Genomic DNA, 18,411 nt, shown 5'->3' on the forward strand with positions numbered 1-18,411 from the left:
CGTAGTAATAGGACGAGCGCGCGATCGACAGCAGCTTGCACTGCTGACCGATGGACAGCCGGGGATGGTGAGGCTCGATCATGCCGCGCCTTACTTCCCGCCCCAGGGCTTCAGCTTTCGTTCCAAAAAAGAGTTGGCCACCGCCAGCTCCCCGATCTTGGCGTGGAGCTCCTTCACCTGCTCTTCGTCGATCTCGGGTCTCTTGCGGCCGCCGCGCTCGAACACGCCGGACGCGCCTTCGAGCAGGGCTCGCTTCCATTGATGGATCATCGTCGGATGCACTCCGAACCGGCTCGCCAGCTCGGCCGCCGTTTCTTCACCCTTCAGGGCTTCCAGCGCGANAGTCAGTGTCCGAATTTCGGGGGGTAGCTCGCACGACGTCTCCCGGTTCATCCAGCCCGGCGAGACTGCAAACGGTCTTTCCGAAATCAATGCCCGAGACCATGGTGTCCGTCAGATGCTTCCCTCTCTCCACCTATGCCCGCGATAATAGCAGCGGGTTGGTGGGAAGGCAGTTCATCCCATTAGCTCATATTCCAGAAATCAAAGTATACGTCCCGATCGCAATTGCCGATCCTAGGACAACAACGGATAAAATAACGAACACCAATCCCACCAAAGCTCCAAGTAACCTTCGGCCTTCTTGCGAGAATAGGGTTGCAGCTAGAAAGCTCGCAACAAGGACTGCCAAGCCAAACTCCATCATTTTTATACGATAGCACTATTTATCGCCCCAAGGAACAAAGGTTTCTCTGGCTCTTACCTAGTGCGATTGAATGCCTTCCCACCAAACTGGGACTGCCGTGTTTGTCAATCGGCGTTGAAGTTTGACCCCCTATTGGAGTGCGCCCCTGGGTGTGGACATGATCACGCGGCAGTTTTGACAGGGGAGCGGGCGTTGTGTTCCTCAAACGTGGCGGGGCTGAGATAGCCCAAGGCTGAATGCAGTCTGCGGGTGTTGTAGGCGTCGATGAAGCGTGGCACGCCCTCGGCGACGTCGTCAAATGTCTCGTATTCCATCAGGTAGACATCTTCCACCTTGAGCGTCTTCATGAAGCTCTCGGCCTTGGCGTTATCGTATGGATTGCCGCGCCGGCTCATCGAGCCGACGAGGCCGTGTTGCGCCAGAAGGGCGCGGTGCATTTCCGAGGCGTATTGCGAACCGCGGTCGGTATGTAACACGCAACCCGGCAAAGGCTGGCGCAGCGCAATCGCGTGGTGGAGGGCCTGCACGGCGAGTCGGGCGTCGATCCTGCGGCCAATCGCATAGCCGACAACACGTCTGGACCAGGCGTCCAAGATCAGCGCCACGTAGGCGAAGCCGGCCGAGATCGTGACATAGGTCAGGTCGGCCACCCACATCTGGTCCCGGCCGTGGGCCTCGAAGTTCCTGGCGACGAACGGAAAGATCGGCCCGTCGTGATCGCTGTCGGTGGTTCTGACAAAGCGACGCCTTCGTCGCGGATTAAGGTCGTTTTCGTTCATCAGGCGCCTTACCTTCTTGGCATTGACGAGGAACCCGCGGTGACGGAGTTCGGCGTCGACCCGACGATAGCCGTAGCCCTCGAACTCGTCGGTGATGGCTCGGATCTCCGCGATGATCGTCGCGTCGTCGGGTCTGGCCGCCGGTTGGGCATAGAAGCTGGATCGTGCAATACCCATCAGCTCGCATCCCCGCCGGATCGAGAGGCCGCGGGGCCGGTGGTCACGGATGTAGTCGCGTTTTTCTGCGCAGGTCTCGAGCGCGCAGCCCCCTTTAGAAAGTCGATCTCGAGCGCCTGGCGCCCGACCAGCCGTTCAAGAGCCGCGATCCGGGCCTCATAGTTGGCGAGCAGCTCGGCCGCCGCCTCGTCCTCGTCCAAGGCTCCGGCTTCCGCCTTCTCGACCCAGATTCGGATGAGATTCCTCGACAGGTCATGGCGGCGACCCAGAGCATGCAGGGTCTCGCCGGCGTGGTATTCAGCGACAACCTGTCGCTTGAACTCGGTGCTGTGGCTTCTGTGGCGTTTCGACATGGGCTTCCTTCCTATGAAAGCCCGCATCCGGTCAATTCAGTTCAGCCAATCTGTCCACCCCCAGGGGCGCACTCCAGTGAGGAGAGCGACGACCCGTATGGGCAAATGATCGAACAGATCCGGGTTGGGAAAACCAGTGGCGTGCAACGAGCCGCGAGCTCGCAATTTTGATCTGGTCCCCAATCCGCGCATCACCATACCGGCCCGCGGCATGTCTTGGCCGCACCTGAGAGGCCTGAAACATGACCGCACTCGATCACGCGCTCAAAAAGTCAGAGAAAATCCTTGCATCGAAGGGGGCATCCAAACATGCATGCCGGTTCACATGAAAGATCGGCAGCACCCTCTGCGGCCGATCTGGTCAGTTCCTTTGGGAAGACGTGGCGCCCCGTGCCAACCCGGATGCCGCGTTCCATCAAGAAGCCTCGGCCCTGGTTGATCAGTCGCGTCCTGTCCGACACGAGACGCTCACGCGCACGGTGCAAAGCCTGAAGGTCGAGCTGTTCTTCCGATTTGATCGCAATGAATGACATCGTCGGGCGCGTCGCGGCTTCGGCAATCGCCTCCGCATCACGGTCATCGTTCTTGTGAACCTTCACATAGGGCCGGACATAGAGCGGCGACATCAACCGAGGCTCATGTCCCTGCTCAAGACAAAAGCGCCCGATGTGATGCGCCCCGCCGCAGGCTTCCATCGCAACCACGCAGGGCGGAAGCGCATCAAGAAAGCCCAGCAGCCGATGTGGCTGACGTCGTTTGCGAAACACGACCTCTCCGGGTTCATCCAGCCCGGCAAGACCGCAAACGGTCTTGCCGAAATCAACGCCCAAGACCATGGTGTCCGTCAGATGCTTCCCACTCTCCACCTATGCCCGCCATGGTAACAGCGGGTTGGTAGGAAGGCAGTTCATCCCATTAGCCCTGCTTGCGGGTGCGGCTGAAAAGTTGGAGACTTGGCGTAGATACTACAACGGGGAACGGCCACACAGCGCGATCGGCCACAAGGTCCCGATCACGCTCACGAAATCGGGGCACACAACCAGCCTGTCACCTTGATCGTAGTCCGAGAAGCCTCGCCAAGAACGGTAGAAGGTTCGGGGTCGGACCATCACCAACCGGGCTCCGGTCGCCGCTGGATGAAAGTTCAGTGGCAGGTCAAGCCGACTACAACGAAACCAGACCCCATTCCTCGCTCAGAAACTTGACGCCGAGCGGATTTGCGGCCGAATTGAATAAAACCCGAGATTTCGCATGAAGCCAAGACCTAAAACGGGTGAACTCCAACCGCCGGTTTCCTAAACATTGCGGCAGACTACTTCAGCGGGGAGGGGGCAGTAGTGCCGCACTTATGGCTAGCTTGTGGCACTCGCAATGGTTCGAACGGTCACCGCCATGGCAACGTCACACGGAAAGGTGCGCGTCGAAGCCTCCTTTTCCGATATGTTTGACTACCACGATTTATTCCGCCCGCAATTCCGGCTAGGGTTGAGACAACCGGCTGAAGTGGTGCGCATGGCGGCTCAACGGCTTTAACTATTTCGGGGCAATGAACACGATTCCAAAACTGAGGCGGAAAATGCATAAGTCGAACCGCACCCTGCTCGAGGAATTTCCCTGGCACATTACCTGCCTGGGGCGCATGGGCGACTGGCCTGTCGAGATGCGGGCTGTGATCGACGCGATCATGGCTACGGATTACCCCATCTGCACCGGATGGGGTGAAGAGACGATCCAGATCTACAACGATGCCTACAATGACATCTTCGGTGCAAAACACCCGGATTCATTCGGCGCACCATTGAGAGAATCCTGGCCCGAGATCTGGCCCTTCGTGAGTGAGAGCCTCAGCCAGGTCCGGGAAACCGGCGAACCGTTCAGCTTGACCGATGCGATGCTTCCTCTCATCAAGACGGATGCGCCGGAAGAATGTTATTTCCATTTCTCATATAGCGCGATCAAGGACCTAACAGGCGATACCCTCGGGGTCATGGCGGTCGCACACGAGACCACGCGTGAAGTCGTGGCCCGCCGGCGCAACAAGATACTTGAACTGACACCCCGCTCACCGAACTTAGGGGGAATGGCGTCCTTTTCTGACGGTCTGCGCGATATCCTGGCTGCGAACGAAAAGGATTGCCACCAAGGCGCACTGTTCTGGCTCTCGTCCGACAACGGCTTTCCGTTGGAGACTGAATGGACGATCCGCTGCGAAAACGATTTCGTCGACGCGGTGCGACCGGCTGTGGCCGCCTGTCTCTCCCGCGGAGGTCAAGGCACGTTCGATCTTCCGGCAAAGGCCAGGCGCGATGGCGCGGCTCGCCAAGGATGTCTAATACCCATTGCCGACAAGAACGCTCGGCTCGTTGGCGCTCTTCTCATGGTCCCCAATTCGTTGGTGAAGATTGACGCCGACTTTTTCGGCTTCGCTGAACTCATTTCCCAGAAGGTCCATACCCTGCTGCACGCCGCCGAGGTCCTGGAATCAGATATCCAGGCGGCGCGGGACAAGATGACCGAACAGTCCGCCATGTATCGCTTTCTCTTCGAGAACATTCGGGACGGCGCAATCTACACGGCCACAGACGGTGACCCGCACGACAGCGAGATCATTCTTGCGGTGAACCGGCGCGCGAGCGAGATGTTGGGCTACGATCCTGAGGAAGTCGTCGGCATGCAGCGGGAGGCATTCTTCTTTCCCGACGATGCGAGCGTGGAGGCCGCATTGGCAGAACGCGGCAAGGAAGGCTTTGTGACCGGAGAACTGACCTTCAAGGCACAGGACGGCCAGCCGATGCCGATGGGCATCACATCCAACCTCTTCAATCTTCCGGGGGGCGAGGCCCGGTCTATAACGATCATACGGGATCTTACGGCCCAAAAAAAGCAAGAACGTGAACGCGAAGACCGCGTGAGGATGGAAGCGTTGGCCAATCTCACCCGTGCCATCGCGCACGACTTCAACAACCTGCTGACGGTTGTCCTGGGCGGTCTCGACATGCTCGAAGAGCGCCTTTCAGAGGACGACCCGAACCTCGCCCTGATCCACAACGTCACGCGCGCGGCCGAGGAAGCCGGAAACCTGACCAACCAGATCATAACCTATTCGCGTCCGTCACGCCGAAAGGTGAAAACGATTGAAGTCGAAGGGTTCCTCCAGGAAATCAGGCCGCTGTTGGAGTCGGCCCTTGGCGCCGGCAACACGTTGGCCATTCGCGCGGCCGGGGCGAGTGTTTATTGCAGAACCGATCCATCCATTCTCACCTCCGGCCTTTTGAACCTCGCGACCAATGCCCGCCAAGCAATGCCAAAAGGAGGCACGCTGTTCATTGGTCTAAGCGAGCTCGACGTCGACGGGGTCTATCCCTCGCATGACGGATATGAGCTCCCTGCATCCGACTACCTTGCCATCAGCGTGTCGGACACCGGCATGGGCATATCGGAGAACGTACGGGGGAAGATCTTCGAACCCTTCGTCACGACCAAGGCCGTCGGAGAAGGAACCGGGCTTGGCCTGCCAATCTTCCTCGACGGGATTCGGGAAGCCGGAGGAGATTTGCGGCTTTCCGCGGAGACCGGCGATGGTGCCGCCTTTCAGGTCCTTTTGCCGCGGGTCAGCAGCGCCGAAGCCACATCCAACGGCGATCAAATCTCCATAGCTGGAAATGGGGAGGTCATTCTCTACGTCGAAGACAACGCCCATGTGCGCGCGCAGACCGAGGTGATGCTCAAAGAACTGAATTTTGTTGCGATCGTCGCCCGGCACGCAAGAGACGCACTGGCGATCGCCCGCAGTGACGTCCAGATTGACATGGTTTTGACCGACGTTGTCATGCCGGGCGGCATGTCGGGGCACGCCCTCGCGCGTGAACTTGCGGATATCAGGCCCGACCTGCCTGTCGTGATGACCTCGGGTTACGACCCCGAAGTCGACACCAAGCCGGCCAACACACACGCCTTCCTCCCGAAACCTTACTCCCGGGATGAATTGGGGGATGTTATGGTCAGGAACCTCGGTCGCGAACGCGAAGAATGACCCTGGGTAGATGATTTTTGGGATTTCAGGGTTATACTTTTGGCCATGCTGATTGTATGGCATTGGCGGGCCAAGTTTGGGTCGGTCCGCCGGATATCTGTGCGCTAACGCGCTTCAGAGATCACAAGCACACCTCTTTCGCCCACATTCTTCCACAATTTGGAAGCTATCAAAAAATTCACCAACAAGATTCAGAGATTCATCACTTATTAAACCACAATTCCTGCGTAACGATTGGGACATATTCTCGAGCACTGTCTACGGTATCGCAGGAAGGCAACAATGAGTATCCAGTTCTTTGTTCCGAGCGGAGTCCAAGGGTCTCCCATGAGAATTCCGCAAAGTTTTCGACGCAGGGTGAAGTGGCTGCCACAGATCGGCGACGTCTTTCCTGAGTTCCACGTCAATTCAACTGTCGGGCACCTGAAATTCCACGATTGGGCCGAGGGAAGTTGGGTCCTCCTCTTAAGTCATCCCGCTGCCCACACCGCCGTGTGCACCACGGAGCTCGGATCGATCGCCGTGAATTGGCCCGAGTTCCAAGCTCTTGGCGTGAAGGTGCTTGGGCTCTTGACCTGCTGGTCCGACCCCGAACCTTCTACCGCTCTTGGCGAGAGTCTTCGGACTACGATCAGGGTGACAGGCTGGTTGTGTCCCCCGTTTTCGTCAGCGTGATCGGGACCTTGTTGCCGATCGCGCTGTGTGGCCGTTCCTCGTTGTAGTATCTACGCCAAGTCTCCAACTTTTCAGCCNGAGGAACCAGTGGGCATTCAGACATTCTGCCCGGAATTTGCCATTGAACGCTTTGATGTAGGCATTGTCGGTCGGCTTCCCCGGCCTGGAAAAGTCGAGAGTGACCCCGCGCTGGTAAGCCCAGAGGTCCATGTCGCGGGAGACANAGGTCGACCCGGATCGTCTTGGGATAACCCGTGACGCGGCAGGTCCGATCCAGCGTGGCAACCACGTCTTCGCCGCGGTAACTGAACCGAGCGTCGAGCAGCGGCACGTAGCGCGAGAAGGTGTCTACCACGGTCAAGACCCGCAGCTTCTTACCGGTCGCCAACTGGTCATGCACGAAGTCCATCGCCCAGACGTCATTCGGGCCAACAGCCTCTGCGCGATCATCACGCAGCTTCGCCTTCACCCGTCGCTTGGGCGTCTTGTTCCTGAGCTGCATCCCCAACTCCGCCGTAGCGCACAGGCGTCTCGCAGATCCCCTTGATCCGCTTCTCGACGGCAGCCTGATCAGCCCGGCGGGATTTGTAGTGAAACGTCGAGCGATCAAATCCAATGGCCCCACAGGCCTTCCGGATCGAGACCGCCCAATCGCCGCACATCCCACGAACAAGTTCGCGCAGCCGATCAGGCTTCAAATTTTTCGCCGGATGACGTCCTGCAACATCTCGCGGTCCAGCGTCAGGTCGGCCACGATCTTCTTCAACGGGCTGTTCTCATCCTCGAGCTGCNGTCGATGCCTTCATGTGATTCCGATCCTCTCCCAGCCGGGAAATCGTAGCGGAAAACTCTACCTTGAAACGGTCCAGTTTGCGGGGATCAGATCAGAGTTTCAGGGGGCAAGGCCAAAACTCCTCGTACGGGTCGAGAACTCGATCGTTCCCGATACATTAGTGTCTCGGCTCGTCCAGCAAGAGCTCCATAAACTGGGCCATGAGCTGCGATCTGTTGTTGACGCCGGCCTTGCGAAAGACGGCGTTCATCTGCGTCTTCACCGTCGCCTCCGACTTGCCCCTCAGTTCCGCGATCTCTTGGTTGGAGAAGCCCTTGAGCGCGAACAACGCGACCTCTTCTTCGGCCGGACTGAGGCCCCACTGACCGAATTGCGTTCGCATTGCGGCTTGAAACGCGCCAGAAGCGGCCTGGAGCTGCGTTTCGACAGAGGCCGCGCGCTTCACGGTCTCAAGAAGGAACGCGATGCCAGCAATGGCGCCGAGCACCAGGCTCAGCACCGCGCCGAGCTGCACGGCCTCACGCGCTTGCCAGTCGAGTGCCCAGTGGCGCAGGCCGAGGACGTCCGAGAACAGTTCGAGGATGAACACCGAGGCACCAACGACCTGAACGACCAGGATTCCGCCAGCAAGAGCGGCGTATCGTCGATAGGGCCCCATGAGCTGAAGGCTCCGGGACTTGTTACGAAGTGCGGGGAGCGCAGAGCGCGCTCCCCGGAATTTTTTCGCCAGCGGTCTCAGTTGCCCACTCCGAAGCTCACGCCAACACTGCCACCGGCCGAAATACCGGCACCCCCGGTTCCGGCGCTGGCATCTGCATCCGAAGAGACATCGGCTCCCACGCTGAAGCTGCCACCGCCATTCGATGTGGAGCGTTCCGCGTCACCCTCTGCGTTCGCGGAGCCCGCGACGACCGTCTCGATGATCTGATCTGACAGGATCTCACCGGTCGCGCGGCTCATGACCACCTCGCGCACGTGGGCGGCACTACGTGCTGTGATGATGACGCGTCCGAGAAGACTGCGACGAACCTGTTCGACGCGGTAGCCCTGGTCTTCCAAAGCGGCCGTCACCTGCGCTTGGGTCCTGGCCTGCGCCAGCAGCATGGCGCTGATTTCGGATTCCTGGGTGGCAGCCGTGTCGTTCTGCGCGGCGGTGCCTGCGTCCTGAGCGTTCGCGGCAAGGCTGGACATCAACACGAACGTAGTGGCCAGAAGGGGCGTCTTCATCTGTTTCTCCTCTTTGCTTCGACTTCGTAGTCATTTGGTGAGCCGAAACAGGCATGTCGCCCGTTCATATTCCATCGTCGCGAAGGTGCAAAGCGGCGCAATGGACCCTGAGGTGGAGGCGGCTCAACCTTGGGTATGAAAGCGGTCATGGGGAGGCGGCTAGATGACATTCTACCACCAGGCGCAAAGCGCTGCCGCGCCAAGGACCCGGTATGGGTCGGCAGCAGGCATTCGGAATATCCCTTCTGGATGCTTGTTGGTCCTCCCGCACGGGCACAGCCGTTGGCTCAGTCTGCACTGTCGCCATGTGTCTCTCGGTTGTCAGAGTGCACCAAGAGAAAGCGTTCGATTCCGGCCATGAGCAATGCTGAGACAACGAATGTGATGTGTATGATTACGAGCCATAGGAGCTTTTCATTGGGGATCTCTTGCACACTCATGAACGCCTTTAGCAGGTGAATCGAAGAAATCGCGACGATAGATGATGCGATCTTCAGCTTGAGGGTGCCGGAATCAAGCTTTCCCAGCCATGAAAGTCTTTCCTCGCCGGCGCCGACCTCAATCTTGGAGATGAAATTTTCATATCCACTGATAATCACCATGATCACCAGACTGGCGACCAGAGCAAGATCGACGAGCGTCAGCGTCGCCAGGATGGCCTCCTTCTCTGACCACACCAACACTTGAGGCACCAGCGCGACGAGATCGACGACGAAATTCAAGGTCAACATGACGAGCAGGATGACTAGGCCGAAGTAGATCGGCACCAGCAGCCAGCGACTATTGTAGAGGATCCTCTCTATGGTGCGTTCCATGATTGTCTCGCGCCGCTATATTGGGGGGCTATTCTGATGTGCCCCGAATCCCGCCCGCGCATTCGGGCAGGTGCCAGTATAGAAGTTTGGTTCCTTACTAAGGCGATCGATCGAATCTAGTTAAGTCTGGCGCAAAAGCTCAGTTGTCTCAAGTAAATGAGATTCAATGGCGAAGCAGCTGGACCCCATAGTGGTTACGGTCGGCCGTGTGCTAAGACGCGCGCAACGGGCCGGAAGTTGACTTCAAATAATAGATGTTAGGTCCCGCCGCAGGGAATAGCAGACGTTCGGGGAACCGCATGCGGACGGATAACGATGGCTCTCCGCTGAAACCTGGCCTTCAGCGCATCCACTGTCCATTCGGATGAAAGGCATGAAATGCGAATGCGAAGGGGATGTCGTGTGCGACGTTGTGGCCCTCGGCATCCTGAACGCGGACATTGCCGACCTCTCGACCCTCGCCGATGGCATCCGTATCCAGCGCCGAAGCCTGTCCTTCGGTCCAGGTTAGCGTCAGCCCTGCCTCCTCGATCCGTCTTTCCTCCCTCAGGCGCGTCAGCGGCCAGGCCTTGTTGCCGACGCGCACCACCCGTTCGAGCGGCGGGATGCCGTGCGGCGGGTTCTCTCCAGAATAAAGGAACGGCCGCGTCGTGTCGTAGCGGCGATACGGGTTGGCGCCGTAGTTGCGTGGCCAGTTCGGTTCGTCAAGGACGAGGCCGTTTGGGTTTGCCTCACGGAAAGAAGCCCAACTCTCCATCCATGCTGGAAGCTGTGTCAAAGCTTGCCCGGTCATCTCTCCGGCGATGCCAACTCCCAACGCCTGTTGCCACCAGCTTTCCGTCTGGTGATCATACATGATCATGTCGGAATGGCGCAGCAGGCCGGAGACGCCGAAGGTCAGGGTCTGCCCGTTCAAAGTTCCATCAAAAACCATGCCGGTGTTGCACAGAGGGCAAAACGTGACCGTGATCGGTCGAGTGCCGACGACATCGTTCACGATCTCATGCCACATGAGGTAGCGGATCGGGTAGGCGCGCGCCGCGCTGCCCTCCGGCGCGTATGTCATGACCGGCTCGCGGTCCGCGAGCCGGGATTCTTCTCTGGCGGGAATGAATTTCGGATCCATGATGGCCGGGATGCCGTCTCGCGGCGGGCCGCCCGAAATGACTTCGTCAAGATCTACGGAAAGGCGTGAGAAATCCGTGTTGGGCCAAGCGTGCTCGAAGCGGTCGGACTGCGCCGAAGCCGCACCGATCGACGAAAGGAGAAAGGCTATGAAAAGGACAAGGCCATGCACGTTGCGCCATGAGCGTGGCAGAGGCCGGAAGCCGAATATCAAGGTATCAGTCATCGGTTTCCTTCGTGATATGACCGGACGCCCCTCGTCACGCTCATGTTTCCTCGCTCGTGTCGGCAGATTATTGCTGCGCCGCGATGTGGTCCGTCGTGAAGATCATGTCGTCGCCCGGAGCGCCGCTGTGGCAAGCGATGCAGCCCGCATCCATGCCTTTGGCGACCCGGCCTGCAAGGGGCATCCCCTCGGGGTTCTTGTCCAGAGAACCATCCGGCAGGTATTTGACCCAGAACCAATCCTGGTTGTCGGAGTCGAACCCAGTCTCGCGTCGAAACATCACCGTGACTGCGCTCAGATGTGTGCCCGGATCGTTCAATACGGCATCGATGCTGACGCCCTCGGGTCCATAGTTGCGTTTTATGACCAGGTCGCCGGTATGCCCATCGACCGTTCCGGTCGTGTAGAGCGTTTCCAGCATCATTCCATGCGGTGCGACGCCTTCGTAGGGGAAGCTGCGCAACATCCCATCACCAGCCAAGCCCGCATCTTCCATGGCCGACCAGAGCTCGTCGGCGAAGTTGATGTCTTCCTCCGTTCCGAAAACGGGCTTTTGGGCCCAAGCCCCGGTCACACCCAGTGTGAGCGCCGTCACGCCCGCTATACAAAAAGCTTTTACCATCATCTTGGCCTCCCTCTCGTCGAACAAGAGAAGCGTAACCGAAACGTGCAGACTCAATTTTCACGATGAAATGACGCGTCGTGTGATGACAGGGCATAGGCGGTATTTGACGCGAATGCCGGCCGGGCGCACACTCGGTGCATGAGATTGAGGCTCAGAAGTTTGGCGGCCCTGCTTTTGATGAAAGTGCCTGTGGCTGCGCACGGAGGCGTGGCAGAAGATGCCGTGTGCGTCCGGAATTCAAGCGCGCAGCCCTACGTGTTTGCGGCCGAAGTGCCAGGCGTTGATCGCAAAGTCGCGAGGCTCGCTCCAGGTGAACGACTCTGCGCGTCTGGCGGCCGACCTGCGGCGATGGGCACCGTGTCCGTGTTCGAAGGACTGGATGCGTTGGAAGGGTGTTCCCGGCTCGTGCCGTTCGGCACCACGGAAGAAATGAAGAAATACGTCGACTTCGACCGATGTTTCTGGAGTTCCAACAGTTAGGAACTGTGCACGTCGGGAAATCGAAATGCGCGTCCCCAGCGCTCCGTGCTGACATGTGGTCCGAATGCATCTGGACCACCCGATTAGGCGCGCCGGCATGACCCGGCGCACCTTTGTTTTCCATCCGTCACTTGCTTGCCTTGGACCTATCAGGCGCACCAAGGTCGCTTCACCTGAGGCTAAGATCTTCACGAGGTCGTCACAGCGCACCTGCCCGAAAAGGATGGCACGAAGAGAAGAATCTAGATGAGAAATTGCTTTTTGGCGCTGGAAAAATACGCCTTTAGCGACCGCAGAAAGGTGTTTCAGAAGTGCCAATTCCGCATATTGAATAATCCTATTTGCCGGCAGCCCGGAGCACATCTAACCTCCCGTGAAAAGGGAGGTTTATGATGAAGAGACTTGTGTGCGGCACGGCGTTGGCCATCGCTGTTACGATGNGGGCAACCTGGCCTCCGACGCCACCCGGCTCGAGGACATGGTCATCGACAGCGCGGCACTCACGCTTTCGGTGAACGAATTCGAGCTCGAGACCGGCCAGTATTACCGCTGGCGCATCGTGCATGACGGGGGCGAGGAGTTCCAGTTCATGGCGCCCGACCTGTTCCGCAATTCCTGGGTCAACCAGGTCGTCATCAACGATCTCGAGGTGAAGCCGATGGGCCTTCACTCGGTGGAGTTTGACGACGAGGGCACGATCGACATCTGGTTCGTCCCGATCCGCCCGGGCAACTACGACTTCTACGCCCCCGGCTACGAGGAACGCGGCATCGCCGGCACGTTCGTGGTGCGCTGATGAAGAACGGCATCTTCGCTTTCTGCCTGGCCGCCGGGCTCGCGCTCGGCCCGGCACAGGCCAAGGACACCGGGCTCGTGTTCGTCTCCAACGAGAAAAGCCACGAGGTCTGGGTGCTCGACGCCGAGTTCAACGNGTTTGCCTTCTCGCCCGACGAGAAATACATGTACGTCTCGAACGAAGAGGACTCGATGCTCGAGGTGATCGAGCTTGAAAGCGGGATCGTCGTGCACGACATCCCCACCGGCGCCGAACCAGAGGGCGTGGTGCAGACCGAGGACGGCTCGACCGTCTACGTGACCTCGGAAGTGGCCGACATGGTCCACGTCGTCGATCCCGAGGCGGGCGTCGTCACCGACAACATCATCGTCGGCACCCGGCCCCGCCGCTTCGTGCTCACCCCGGACACGAACGAGCTCTGGGTTTCGGCCGAACTGTCGAGCGAGATCTACGTGATCGACCGCGAAACGAACGAGATCAAGGACATTCTGGAATTCCAGCCGCCGGGCTTTCGCCCCGTGGACGTGACGCCCGTGGGCATGGCGCTGACCGAAGACGGGGAGACCGGGATCATCAGCCTGGGGCGCGCCAACCACATCGCGATCATCGACGCGCATACCAAAGAGCTCGAGGATTACGTGCTGGTGGGCGAACGCGCGTGGTCGGTCGCGCTGAACCGCGACGAAACGGTTGCCGTGGTGGCCAACGGGCTCTCCGACGACATCACGCTCGTGGACATGGAAAGCCGGCGCCCGATCCGGTCCATCCCGGTCGGACGCGNCTTCGGCCGGGGCACAGGACGCGCGCGGGGTTCGGCTGGGCTACCTCAGCATCGAGGACGACCCGCGCTTCGACGAAGACTTCGCACAAGCCGGCATTACCCTGCGTCCTCAGGGCATCACCCGTATTCGGATTGCTCGGCATTTCGATGGTCAGTGAAGACGAGGGGGCCATATTCTTGCCGATTTCACCAATTAGTTAAGCATCATTGGCGCCCAATCGCTTTTCAGGCGGGGCGCGACATCACGACGTCTGTCGCGCCCCGAATTTGTCCTGTCTGGATTGAGAGAATTAGCTGAGCGAAAGATCGCTTTCCACTATCTCTTACAATATCATTCGTGGGCGCGACGTGACCTTGGTGTGTGAGGCAAACGCCGGTATTGTCCTCCATGCGGCTTCCTCCGTCGCGCTTTGCTACCTATCGTAGACAGTCGGAATCCTTTTCAAGGACAGACCATCGCCGGTGCCTCCCAGTCAACGTTGCCAGGGGCTTGTCAGCCCGCTCCCAGCAACTTGGGCTCCGCGAAACGAGCAGCCGAACACTGCGCACAGAACTCTGGCCTCGAAAATTCAGGCCCTTCCGGTGGGCGTGGGCAGCCCCCCATCGTCAAGGGCGAAGGATTTTGCGTTCCCGTTGTTCCAGCGTCCACGCGCCGCGACTGAAAAGGATCCCGAGGCACCCGGGCTACTTCGCATGCTGCTGGGGATCGGCGATCGCACACCTTTCGCGATCATGCGCAATCTTTCTCGCTGCTGGACAACCACAAGATCCGGGGTCGGCATCCAGATCGCCTCCATATCCATGATCGTGTGAAGAGCCCGGCATAGCGTTTCGGGCGACATATCGAGCAGCGACGCGATATCGCGCCGAGACAGAGACAAAGGCAGAGCAGTCTCGGTCATGCCCGAGTCCTGCGGCGATTGAGTGAAGAGCCAGGCCGCGACGCGCTGAAGCGTTCCCTTTCCGCGCATCGATGACGCCCAGAGGCGCTCCTTCTCCAGCTGATGGATGGTCGCAGCCAGGTAGCCCTTCTGCAATGTTGGATGCTGCGACAGCAATTCTTCGAAGGTGATGCGCTTTAGCACGCACACGATGACATCCGTCGCGGCCTCCCAAGAGAGCCGGCTCTGGGGCGCTCCGATATCGCCGACGATGTCCCCCGGTGCGAGCAGGCTCATGATGTGCGACACGCCATCTTCGGTCAGATCAACGACCTTCACTGTTCCGCAGAGCAACAGCGCGATATTTTCGGCCGGCTCCCCTTGGGCAAAGATCGTCGCGCCGCTCTTGAACCGGGCAACATACGCTCTCTCCGCCAGCGCCCGGACGGCGCGCGGATCGGCCTCCCGAAAGAGCTCTACACCGCGTTCCGCCAGTATGAGGACGTGCGGTGACGCCTCGGAGGTGATTTCGCTGTCTATCAGCATGAAGGTCTCGCCCGAAATCCGAGAATGTCCAGCGCGTCGATTACGATGACGCTTGCTCAAATACCGGGAACCGATCTTGGCGTGGTCTCGTCAAATGTCATTGATCAAAATCAATACGCAGGACCCTGGGCGCGATTCTCGCTCGCCGTTCGGCGCTCTGCACCGACGTCACGTAGAGCGGTCCAAGGCCTGCCGGAACTGCCTGTGAAGAAGAGCCTGCTGGCATTGATCATGGAGTCCGCCACGCTTCGCGCGAAGCGCACGACTGTTGCTCTGAGCACCGTGCCGCCAAGCATTGATGCGCGACAATGCGATGCAGCGTCAGGTGATTCAGTTTCCAAGGGCATTCCGCCTTTTGAGCGCATCTGCCCCACTTGAACCGCCGGAGCGAACAGCCATGACATCGAAATCTCTCACGACCCGTCGCGAATTCCTGTCCACCGTCGCCGTCAGCGGCACGGCGGCTGCCGCCACGGGGTTTGCCGCCAGTCCGCCCGCAGCCCAAACCCGAGACTGGGACGAAGAGACGGATGTCCTGGTCCTCGGATACGGCGCTGCCGGCGCGGCTGCCGCCGTCACGGCACACGATGCCGGAGCCGCTGTGATGGTCCTCGAGAAACAGGCCGAAGACGCGCATACCTGCAACAGCAAGATGTGCTTCGGGGTCTGGCTGACTCCCGACAACGTCGAGGACGCGGTGGCCTACATGAAGGTGGCTTCCCGGGTGAACGTCGAGATGCCCGAGAGCCAGGACGTGAGCGACGAGATGATCCACGTCTGGGCCAAGGAAATGGTCAGCAACAACAAATGGATGTCTTCGCTCGGCGCCAAGGGCTTCACTCTTTTCGCCGCACAGGGCCGCGACCCGGACTGGCCCGGGAATTCCGCGATCAAGGCATATCAGCTGGCCACCCCCGGCGGCGGCGGTGAAGTCGGCACCGGGTTTTTCGCGTTCCTGCACGACAAGGTATCGTCTCGCGGGATTGACCTTCGTTGGGGCATGCCTGCCATCTCGCTCGTCGAAGAAGACGGGGCTGTCTTGGGTGCGATCGCCCGGGGCCCCGACGGGGCGGAAAAGGCAATCCTTGCGCGTGGCGGTGTCATCCTCTCGACCGGCGGGTTCAATGCCGACGAGGCTGCAAAGCGGACGTATCTTCCGGCCTACCCGATGGCGTTCTACGGCAATCCTGACAACACCGGTGACGGGCTTCGCATGGCGCAGGCCGTAGGCGCGGATCTTTGGCACATGACCGTGCTTGGCGGCGGGTTGAAAGCTCAGTTCGACGACTTTCCCACGGCCTTCACGATCGGGTTCGGCCCCCAACCCCACATCGTGGTCGACAAATCCGGGCGTCGCTTCAAAGCAGAAAACCACCTGGCAGGTTACTCCGCCTACTGGAACCTCCTTGCTTTTGACAGCGTCGCCAACAGCTGGTCGCGCATTCCATCCTGGCTGATCTTCGATGAGCGGCGCCGACCGGCGGGCCCCATGACCTCGACGCTCTTCGGGGCCGCAGGTCCCATCGGGATGTATGAATGGAGTGCGGACAACAGCGCCGAGATCGAGCGAGGCTGGATCCAGAAAGGTGAAACCCTGGAGGATCTGGCGCAGCAGATCGGTGTCGTCCCCGAAACGCTGAGCGAGGAAGTGACACGCTATAACCGCTTCGCCAGAGGGGGGCGCGACGAGGATCATGGTCGCATGCCCCAACAGTTGGTCGCGCTGGATGAACCTCCCTACTACGCCTTGAAACTTCTTCCCGGTCTGAACAACACCTGCGGCGGCCCCCGGCGCAATGAGCGGGCCGAGGTGGTGAACGCCTTCGGCTCGGCCATACCCGGCCTCTACAGCGCAGGAGAGCTCGGATCGATCTACGTGCAGTATCCGCAAGGTGGGGCGAACGTGGGAGAATGCCTGGCATTCGGACGAATCGCCGGCCGCACCGCGGCGGAGCGGGCCGGGTGACGGGAACCCCGCGACGCACGGGCGAAAACCTCGCAAAGGGGGCGAGCGGAATGAACTGGCTCAAATTCACTGCGGCAGCGCGAATCGCAACGATCCTCGGCCTGGTCGCGGGAGCAACCTGGGCGGACGACACTGCGGACGACGCCAACGCCGGGATACCAGATGCGGTGGTCGAGGAATGCCTCGCCTGTCATGGCCCTTTGGATAGCCTGATCGAGAAAACGGAGGGATGGATGACCTCGTCAGGTATCCTGGTGAACCCGCACATCACGTTCGACCGAAGCAATCAGGCGAGCCCGCATAGGTCAGGAAACGGCATCATCCCTTGCACGCAGTGTCACGAGCCGCACCCGTTGCCGTTGACCGATCCAGTGCCGGAGGCGGGAATTCAGACTTGCATGAGCTGTCATCATACCGGGACGTTCCGCTCCTGCACCGACTGTCACTGATTTCGCGCATGCGGAGTCGCGGCCAACCGTCGGGTTCAAGTGCAAGGTTGCGGCCCCCAATCCCAGGTTGATGGGCGGACATGCATTGGCATTAACACAGGCCCTTGCAGCGCCCAAAGTAGGAGACTCGCCAGATCATCTACTGAGCGACGTAGCCGCCATCGATCGGAACGTTGGCCCCGGTGATGAAAGACGCGCGCGGTGAGCAGAGCCAGACGATCAACTCGGCGACCTCTTCGGGGCGACCGATACGCCCGATCGGGTGCAGCGGGTCCATCATTTCCGCCGTGGACTGGGCGCCGCCACTGGCCTGTTCGGCGAGGGAGTCGAGCATGCGCGTGTCGATGCCGCCGGGGCAAATGGAGTTCACGCGAATGCCCTCCTTCCCGTATTCGAGCGCCGCGTTCTTCGTCATGCCGTTGACGGCGTGTTTCGACGCCACGTAGGGCGACAACCCGGGAAACCCGATCAATCCCGCCACGGACGCGAGGTTCACGATGGCGCCGCCGCCGTTCTTCTGCATCTGTTTGATTTCCGTCTGCAAGCACAGGAACGTGCCTTTCGCGTTCACGCCCATCACGGCATCGTAATTGGCCTCCGGCTGGTCGGCCATCGGGATCACCTTGCCTTCGATCCCGGCATTGTTGCAGGCGCAGTCCAGTCGGCCGAAGGTCTGGACCACTTTGTCGACCAGGGCCGCGACCTCGCCCGCCGATGAAACATCGGCCGTCATGAAGGCTGCCTCGCCCCCATCCTTCCGGATCATTTCGACGGTTTCCTCGCCGCCCTTGGTGTCGACATCGGACACCATGACCTTCGCGCCCTCCTGCGCGAACTTGAGCGCAGTCGCGCGGCCGATCCCGGCTCCGGCGCCGGTGACGAGCGCGATTTTCCCTTCAACCATTCCCATCTCGGACCTTCTACCGAATGATGACACCCTAGCGTGGCCAGGAGCCCGCGATATTGATGACGGTCAAT

17 protein-coding genes and 2 pseudogenes are annotated in these 18,411 nt (G+C 59.9%); 8 read left to right on the forward strand and 11 right to left on the reverse strand.

Features of this window, described 5'->3' with window-relative positions; genetic code table 11:
* Nucleotides 1-867: 867 nt before the first annotated feature.
* The 3 genes from GQE99_RS04120 to GQE99_RS04130 all read right to left on the reverse strand — a co-directional run bounded on the left by GQE99_RS04120 (nt 868) and on the right by GQE99_RS04130 (nt 2,851).
* On the reverse strand, nt 868-1,713 hold the full coding sequence (locus tag GQE99_RS04120) for an IS3 family transposase (protein ID WP_328794046.1): 846 nt from the start codon (nt 1,711-1,713) through the stop codon (nt 868-870).
* Nucleotides 1,662-2,015: a transposase gene (locus tag GQE99_RS04125; RefSeq protein ID WP_161350323.1), complete on the reverse strand. Its 354-nt coding sequence runs from the start codon at nt 2,013-2,015 to the stop codon at nt 1,662-1,664. Before GQE99_RS04125 ends, GQE99_RS04120 begins: the two co-directional genes overlap by 52 nt.
* Nucleotides 2,016-2,287: 272 nt before the next feature.
* Nucleotides 2,288-2,851 (reverse strand): IS110 family RNA-guided transposase, encoded by a 564-nt coding sequence (locus tag GQE99_RS04130; RefSeq protein WP_268892721.1) that lies wholly within the window; start codon nt 2,849-2,851, stop codon nt 2,288-2,290.
* 88 nt (nt 2,852-2,939) lie between these two features.
* On the opposite strand from GQE99_RS04130, the pseudogene GQE99_RS04135 reads away from it, so the two are divergent.
* The 3 genes and pseudogenes from GQE99_RS04135 to GQE99_RS04145 form a co-directional block, all read left to right on the forward strand.
* Nucleotides 2,940-3,071, forward strand: a pseudogene (locus tag GQE99_RS04135) (integrase core domain-containing protein); the annotation flags it as partial.
* 520 nt (nt 3,072-3,591) lie between these two features.
* Nucleotides 3,592-6,048, forward strand: a complete 2,457-nt coding sequence (locus GQE99_RS04140) for a PAS domain S-box protein (RefSeq protein WP_161350325.1) — start codon at nt 3,592-3,594, stop codon at nt 6,046-6,048.
* A gap of 327 nt (nt 6,049-6,375) precedes the next feature.
* Nucleotides 6,376-6,723 (forward strand): redoxin domain-containing protein, encoded by a 348-nt coding sequence (locus tag GQE99_RS04145; protein ID WP_235917110.1) that lies wholly within the window; start codon nt 6,376-6,378, stop codon nt 6,721-6,723.
* On the opposite strand, the pseudogene GQE99_RS22030 reads toward GQE99_RS04145, so the two are convergent.
* The 6 genes and pseudogenes from GQE99_RS22030 to GQE99_RS04175 all read right to left on the reverse strand — a co-directional run.
* A pseudogene (locus GQE99_RS22030) lies at nt 6,680-7,513 on the reverse strand (integrase core domain-containing protein); the annotation flags it as partial. The gene GQE99_RS04145 and the pseudogene GQE99_RS22030 sit on opposite strands and share 44 nt — an antisense overlap.
* 160 nt (nt 7,514-7,673) lie before the next feature.
* Nucleotides 7,674-8,174: a helix-turn-helix transcriptional regulator gene (locus GQE99_RS04155; RefSeq protein WP_161350327.1), complete on the reverse strand. Its 501-nt coding sequence runs from the start codon at nt 8,172-8,174 to the stop codon at nt 7,674-7,676.
* A gap of 77 nt (nt 8,175-8,251) precedes the next feature.
* Nucleotides 8,252-8,743, reverse strand: coding sequence for a hypothetical protein (locus GQE99_RS04160; protein ID WP_161350328.1), 492 nt, complete (start codon nt 8,741-8,743; stop codon nt 8,252-8,254).
* A 287-nt stretch (nt 8,744-9,030) separates the two neighbouring features.
* Nucleotides 9,031-9,558, reverse strand: coding sequence for a TIGR00645 family protein (locus GQE99_RS04165; protein WP_161350329.1), 528 nt, complete (start codon nt 9,556-9,558; stop codon nt 9,031-9,033).
* Between the two features lie 340 nt (nt 9,559-9,898).
* Complete coding sequence (locus tag GQE99_RS04170) at nt 9,899-10,909, reverse strand: DUF3179 domain-containing protein (protein ID WP_161350330.1); 1,011 nt, start codon at nt 10,907-10,909, stop codon at nt 9,899-9,901.
* Between the two features lie 67 nt (nt 10,910-10,976).
* Nucleotides 10,977-11,534: a cytochrome P460 family protein gene (locus tag GQE99_RS04175; RefSeq protein ID WP_235917108.1), complete on the reverse strand. Its 558-nt coding sequence runs from the start codon at nt 11,532-11,534 to the stop codon at nt 10,977-10,979.
* A 138-nt stretch (nt 11,535-11,672) separates the two neighbouring features.
* Between GQE99_RS04175 and GQE99_RS04180 the strand changes: the two genes are divergently transcribed.
* The gene (locus tag GQE99_RS04180; RefSeq protein WP_161350331.1) at nt 11,673-12,014 is read left to right on the forward strand and encodes a long-chain fatty acid--CoA ligase; all 342 of its coding nucleotides are present in this window, start codon (nt 11,673-11,675) and stop codon (nt 12,012-12,014) included.
* Between the two features lie 795 nt (nt 12,015-12,809).
* Nucleotides 12,810-13,889: a beta-propeller fold lactonase family protein gene (locus GQE99_RS04190; protein WP_202530578.1), complete on the forward strand. Its 1,080-nt coding sequence runs from the start codon at nt 12,810-12,812 to the stop codon at nt 13,887-13,889.
* Between the two features lie 271 nt (nt 13,890-14,160).
* Here GQE99_RS04190 and GQE99_RS04195 read toward each other — a convergent pair whose 3' ends face one another.
* Nucleotides 14,161-15,018: a Crp/Fnr family transcriptional regulator gene (locus tag GQE99_RS04195; RefSeq protein ID WP_161350332.1), complete on the reverse strand. Its 858-nt coding sequence runs from the start codon at nt 15,016-15,018 to the stop codon at nt 14,161-14,163.
* A gap of 24 nt (nt 15,019-15,042) precedes the next feature.
* On the opposite strand from GQE99_RS04195, the gene GQE99_RS04200 reads away from it, so the two are divergent.
* From GQE99_RS04200 to GQE99_RS04210, 3 genes are read left to right on the forward strand one after another with little or no spacing between them, the layout of a single operon-like run.
* Entirely contained in the window at nt 15,043-15,396 is a 354-nt protein-coding gene (locus tag GQE99_RS04200) for a hypothetical protein (RefSeq protein ID WP_161350333.1), read from the forward strand.
* A gap of 19 nt (nt 15,397-15,415) precedes the next feature.
* Complete coding sequence (locus GQE99_RS04205) at nt 15,416-16,984, forward strand: FAD-dependent oxidoreductase (RefSeq protein WP_161350334.1); 1,569 nt, start codon at nt 15,416-15,418, stop codon at nt 16,982-16,984.
* Nucleotides 16,985-17,034: 50 nt separating this feature from the next.
* The gene (locus GQE99_RS04210; RefSeq protein ID WP_161350335.1) at nt 17,035-17,433 is read left to right on the forward strand and encodes a cytochrome c3 family protein; all 399 of its coding nucleotides are present in this window, start codon (nt 17,035-17,037) and stop codon (nt 17,431-17,433) included.
* A gap of 139 nt (nt 17,434-17,572) precedes the next feature.
* Here the strand turns inward: GQE99_RS04210 and GQE99_RS04215 are convergent, their stop codons facing one another.
* The gene (locus GQE99_RS04215; protein ID WP_235917109.1) at nt 17,573-18,337 is read right to left on the reverse strand and encodes an SDR family oxidoreductase; all 765 of its coding nucleotides are present in this window, start codon (nt 18,335-18,337) and stop codon (nt 17,573-17,575) included.
* Nucleotides 18,338-18,411: the final 74 nt, after the last annotated feature.

The organism is Maritimibacter harenae (assembly GCF_009882975.1).
GTDB lineage: Bacteria > Pseudomonadota > Alphaproteobacteria > Rhodobacterales > Rhodobacteraceae > Maritimibacter > Maritimibacter harenae.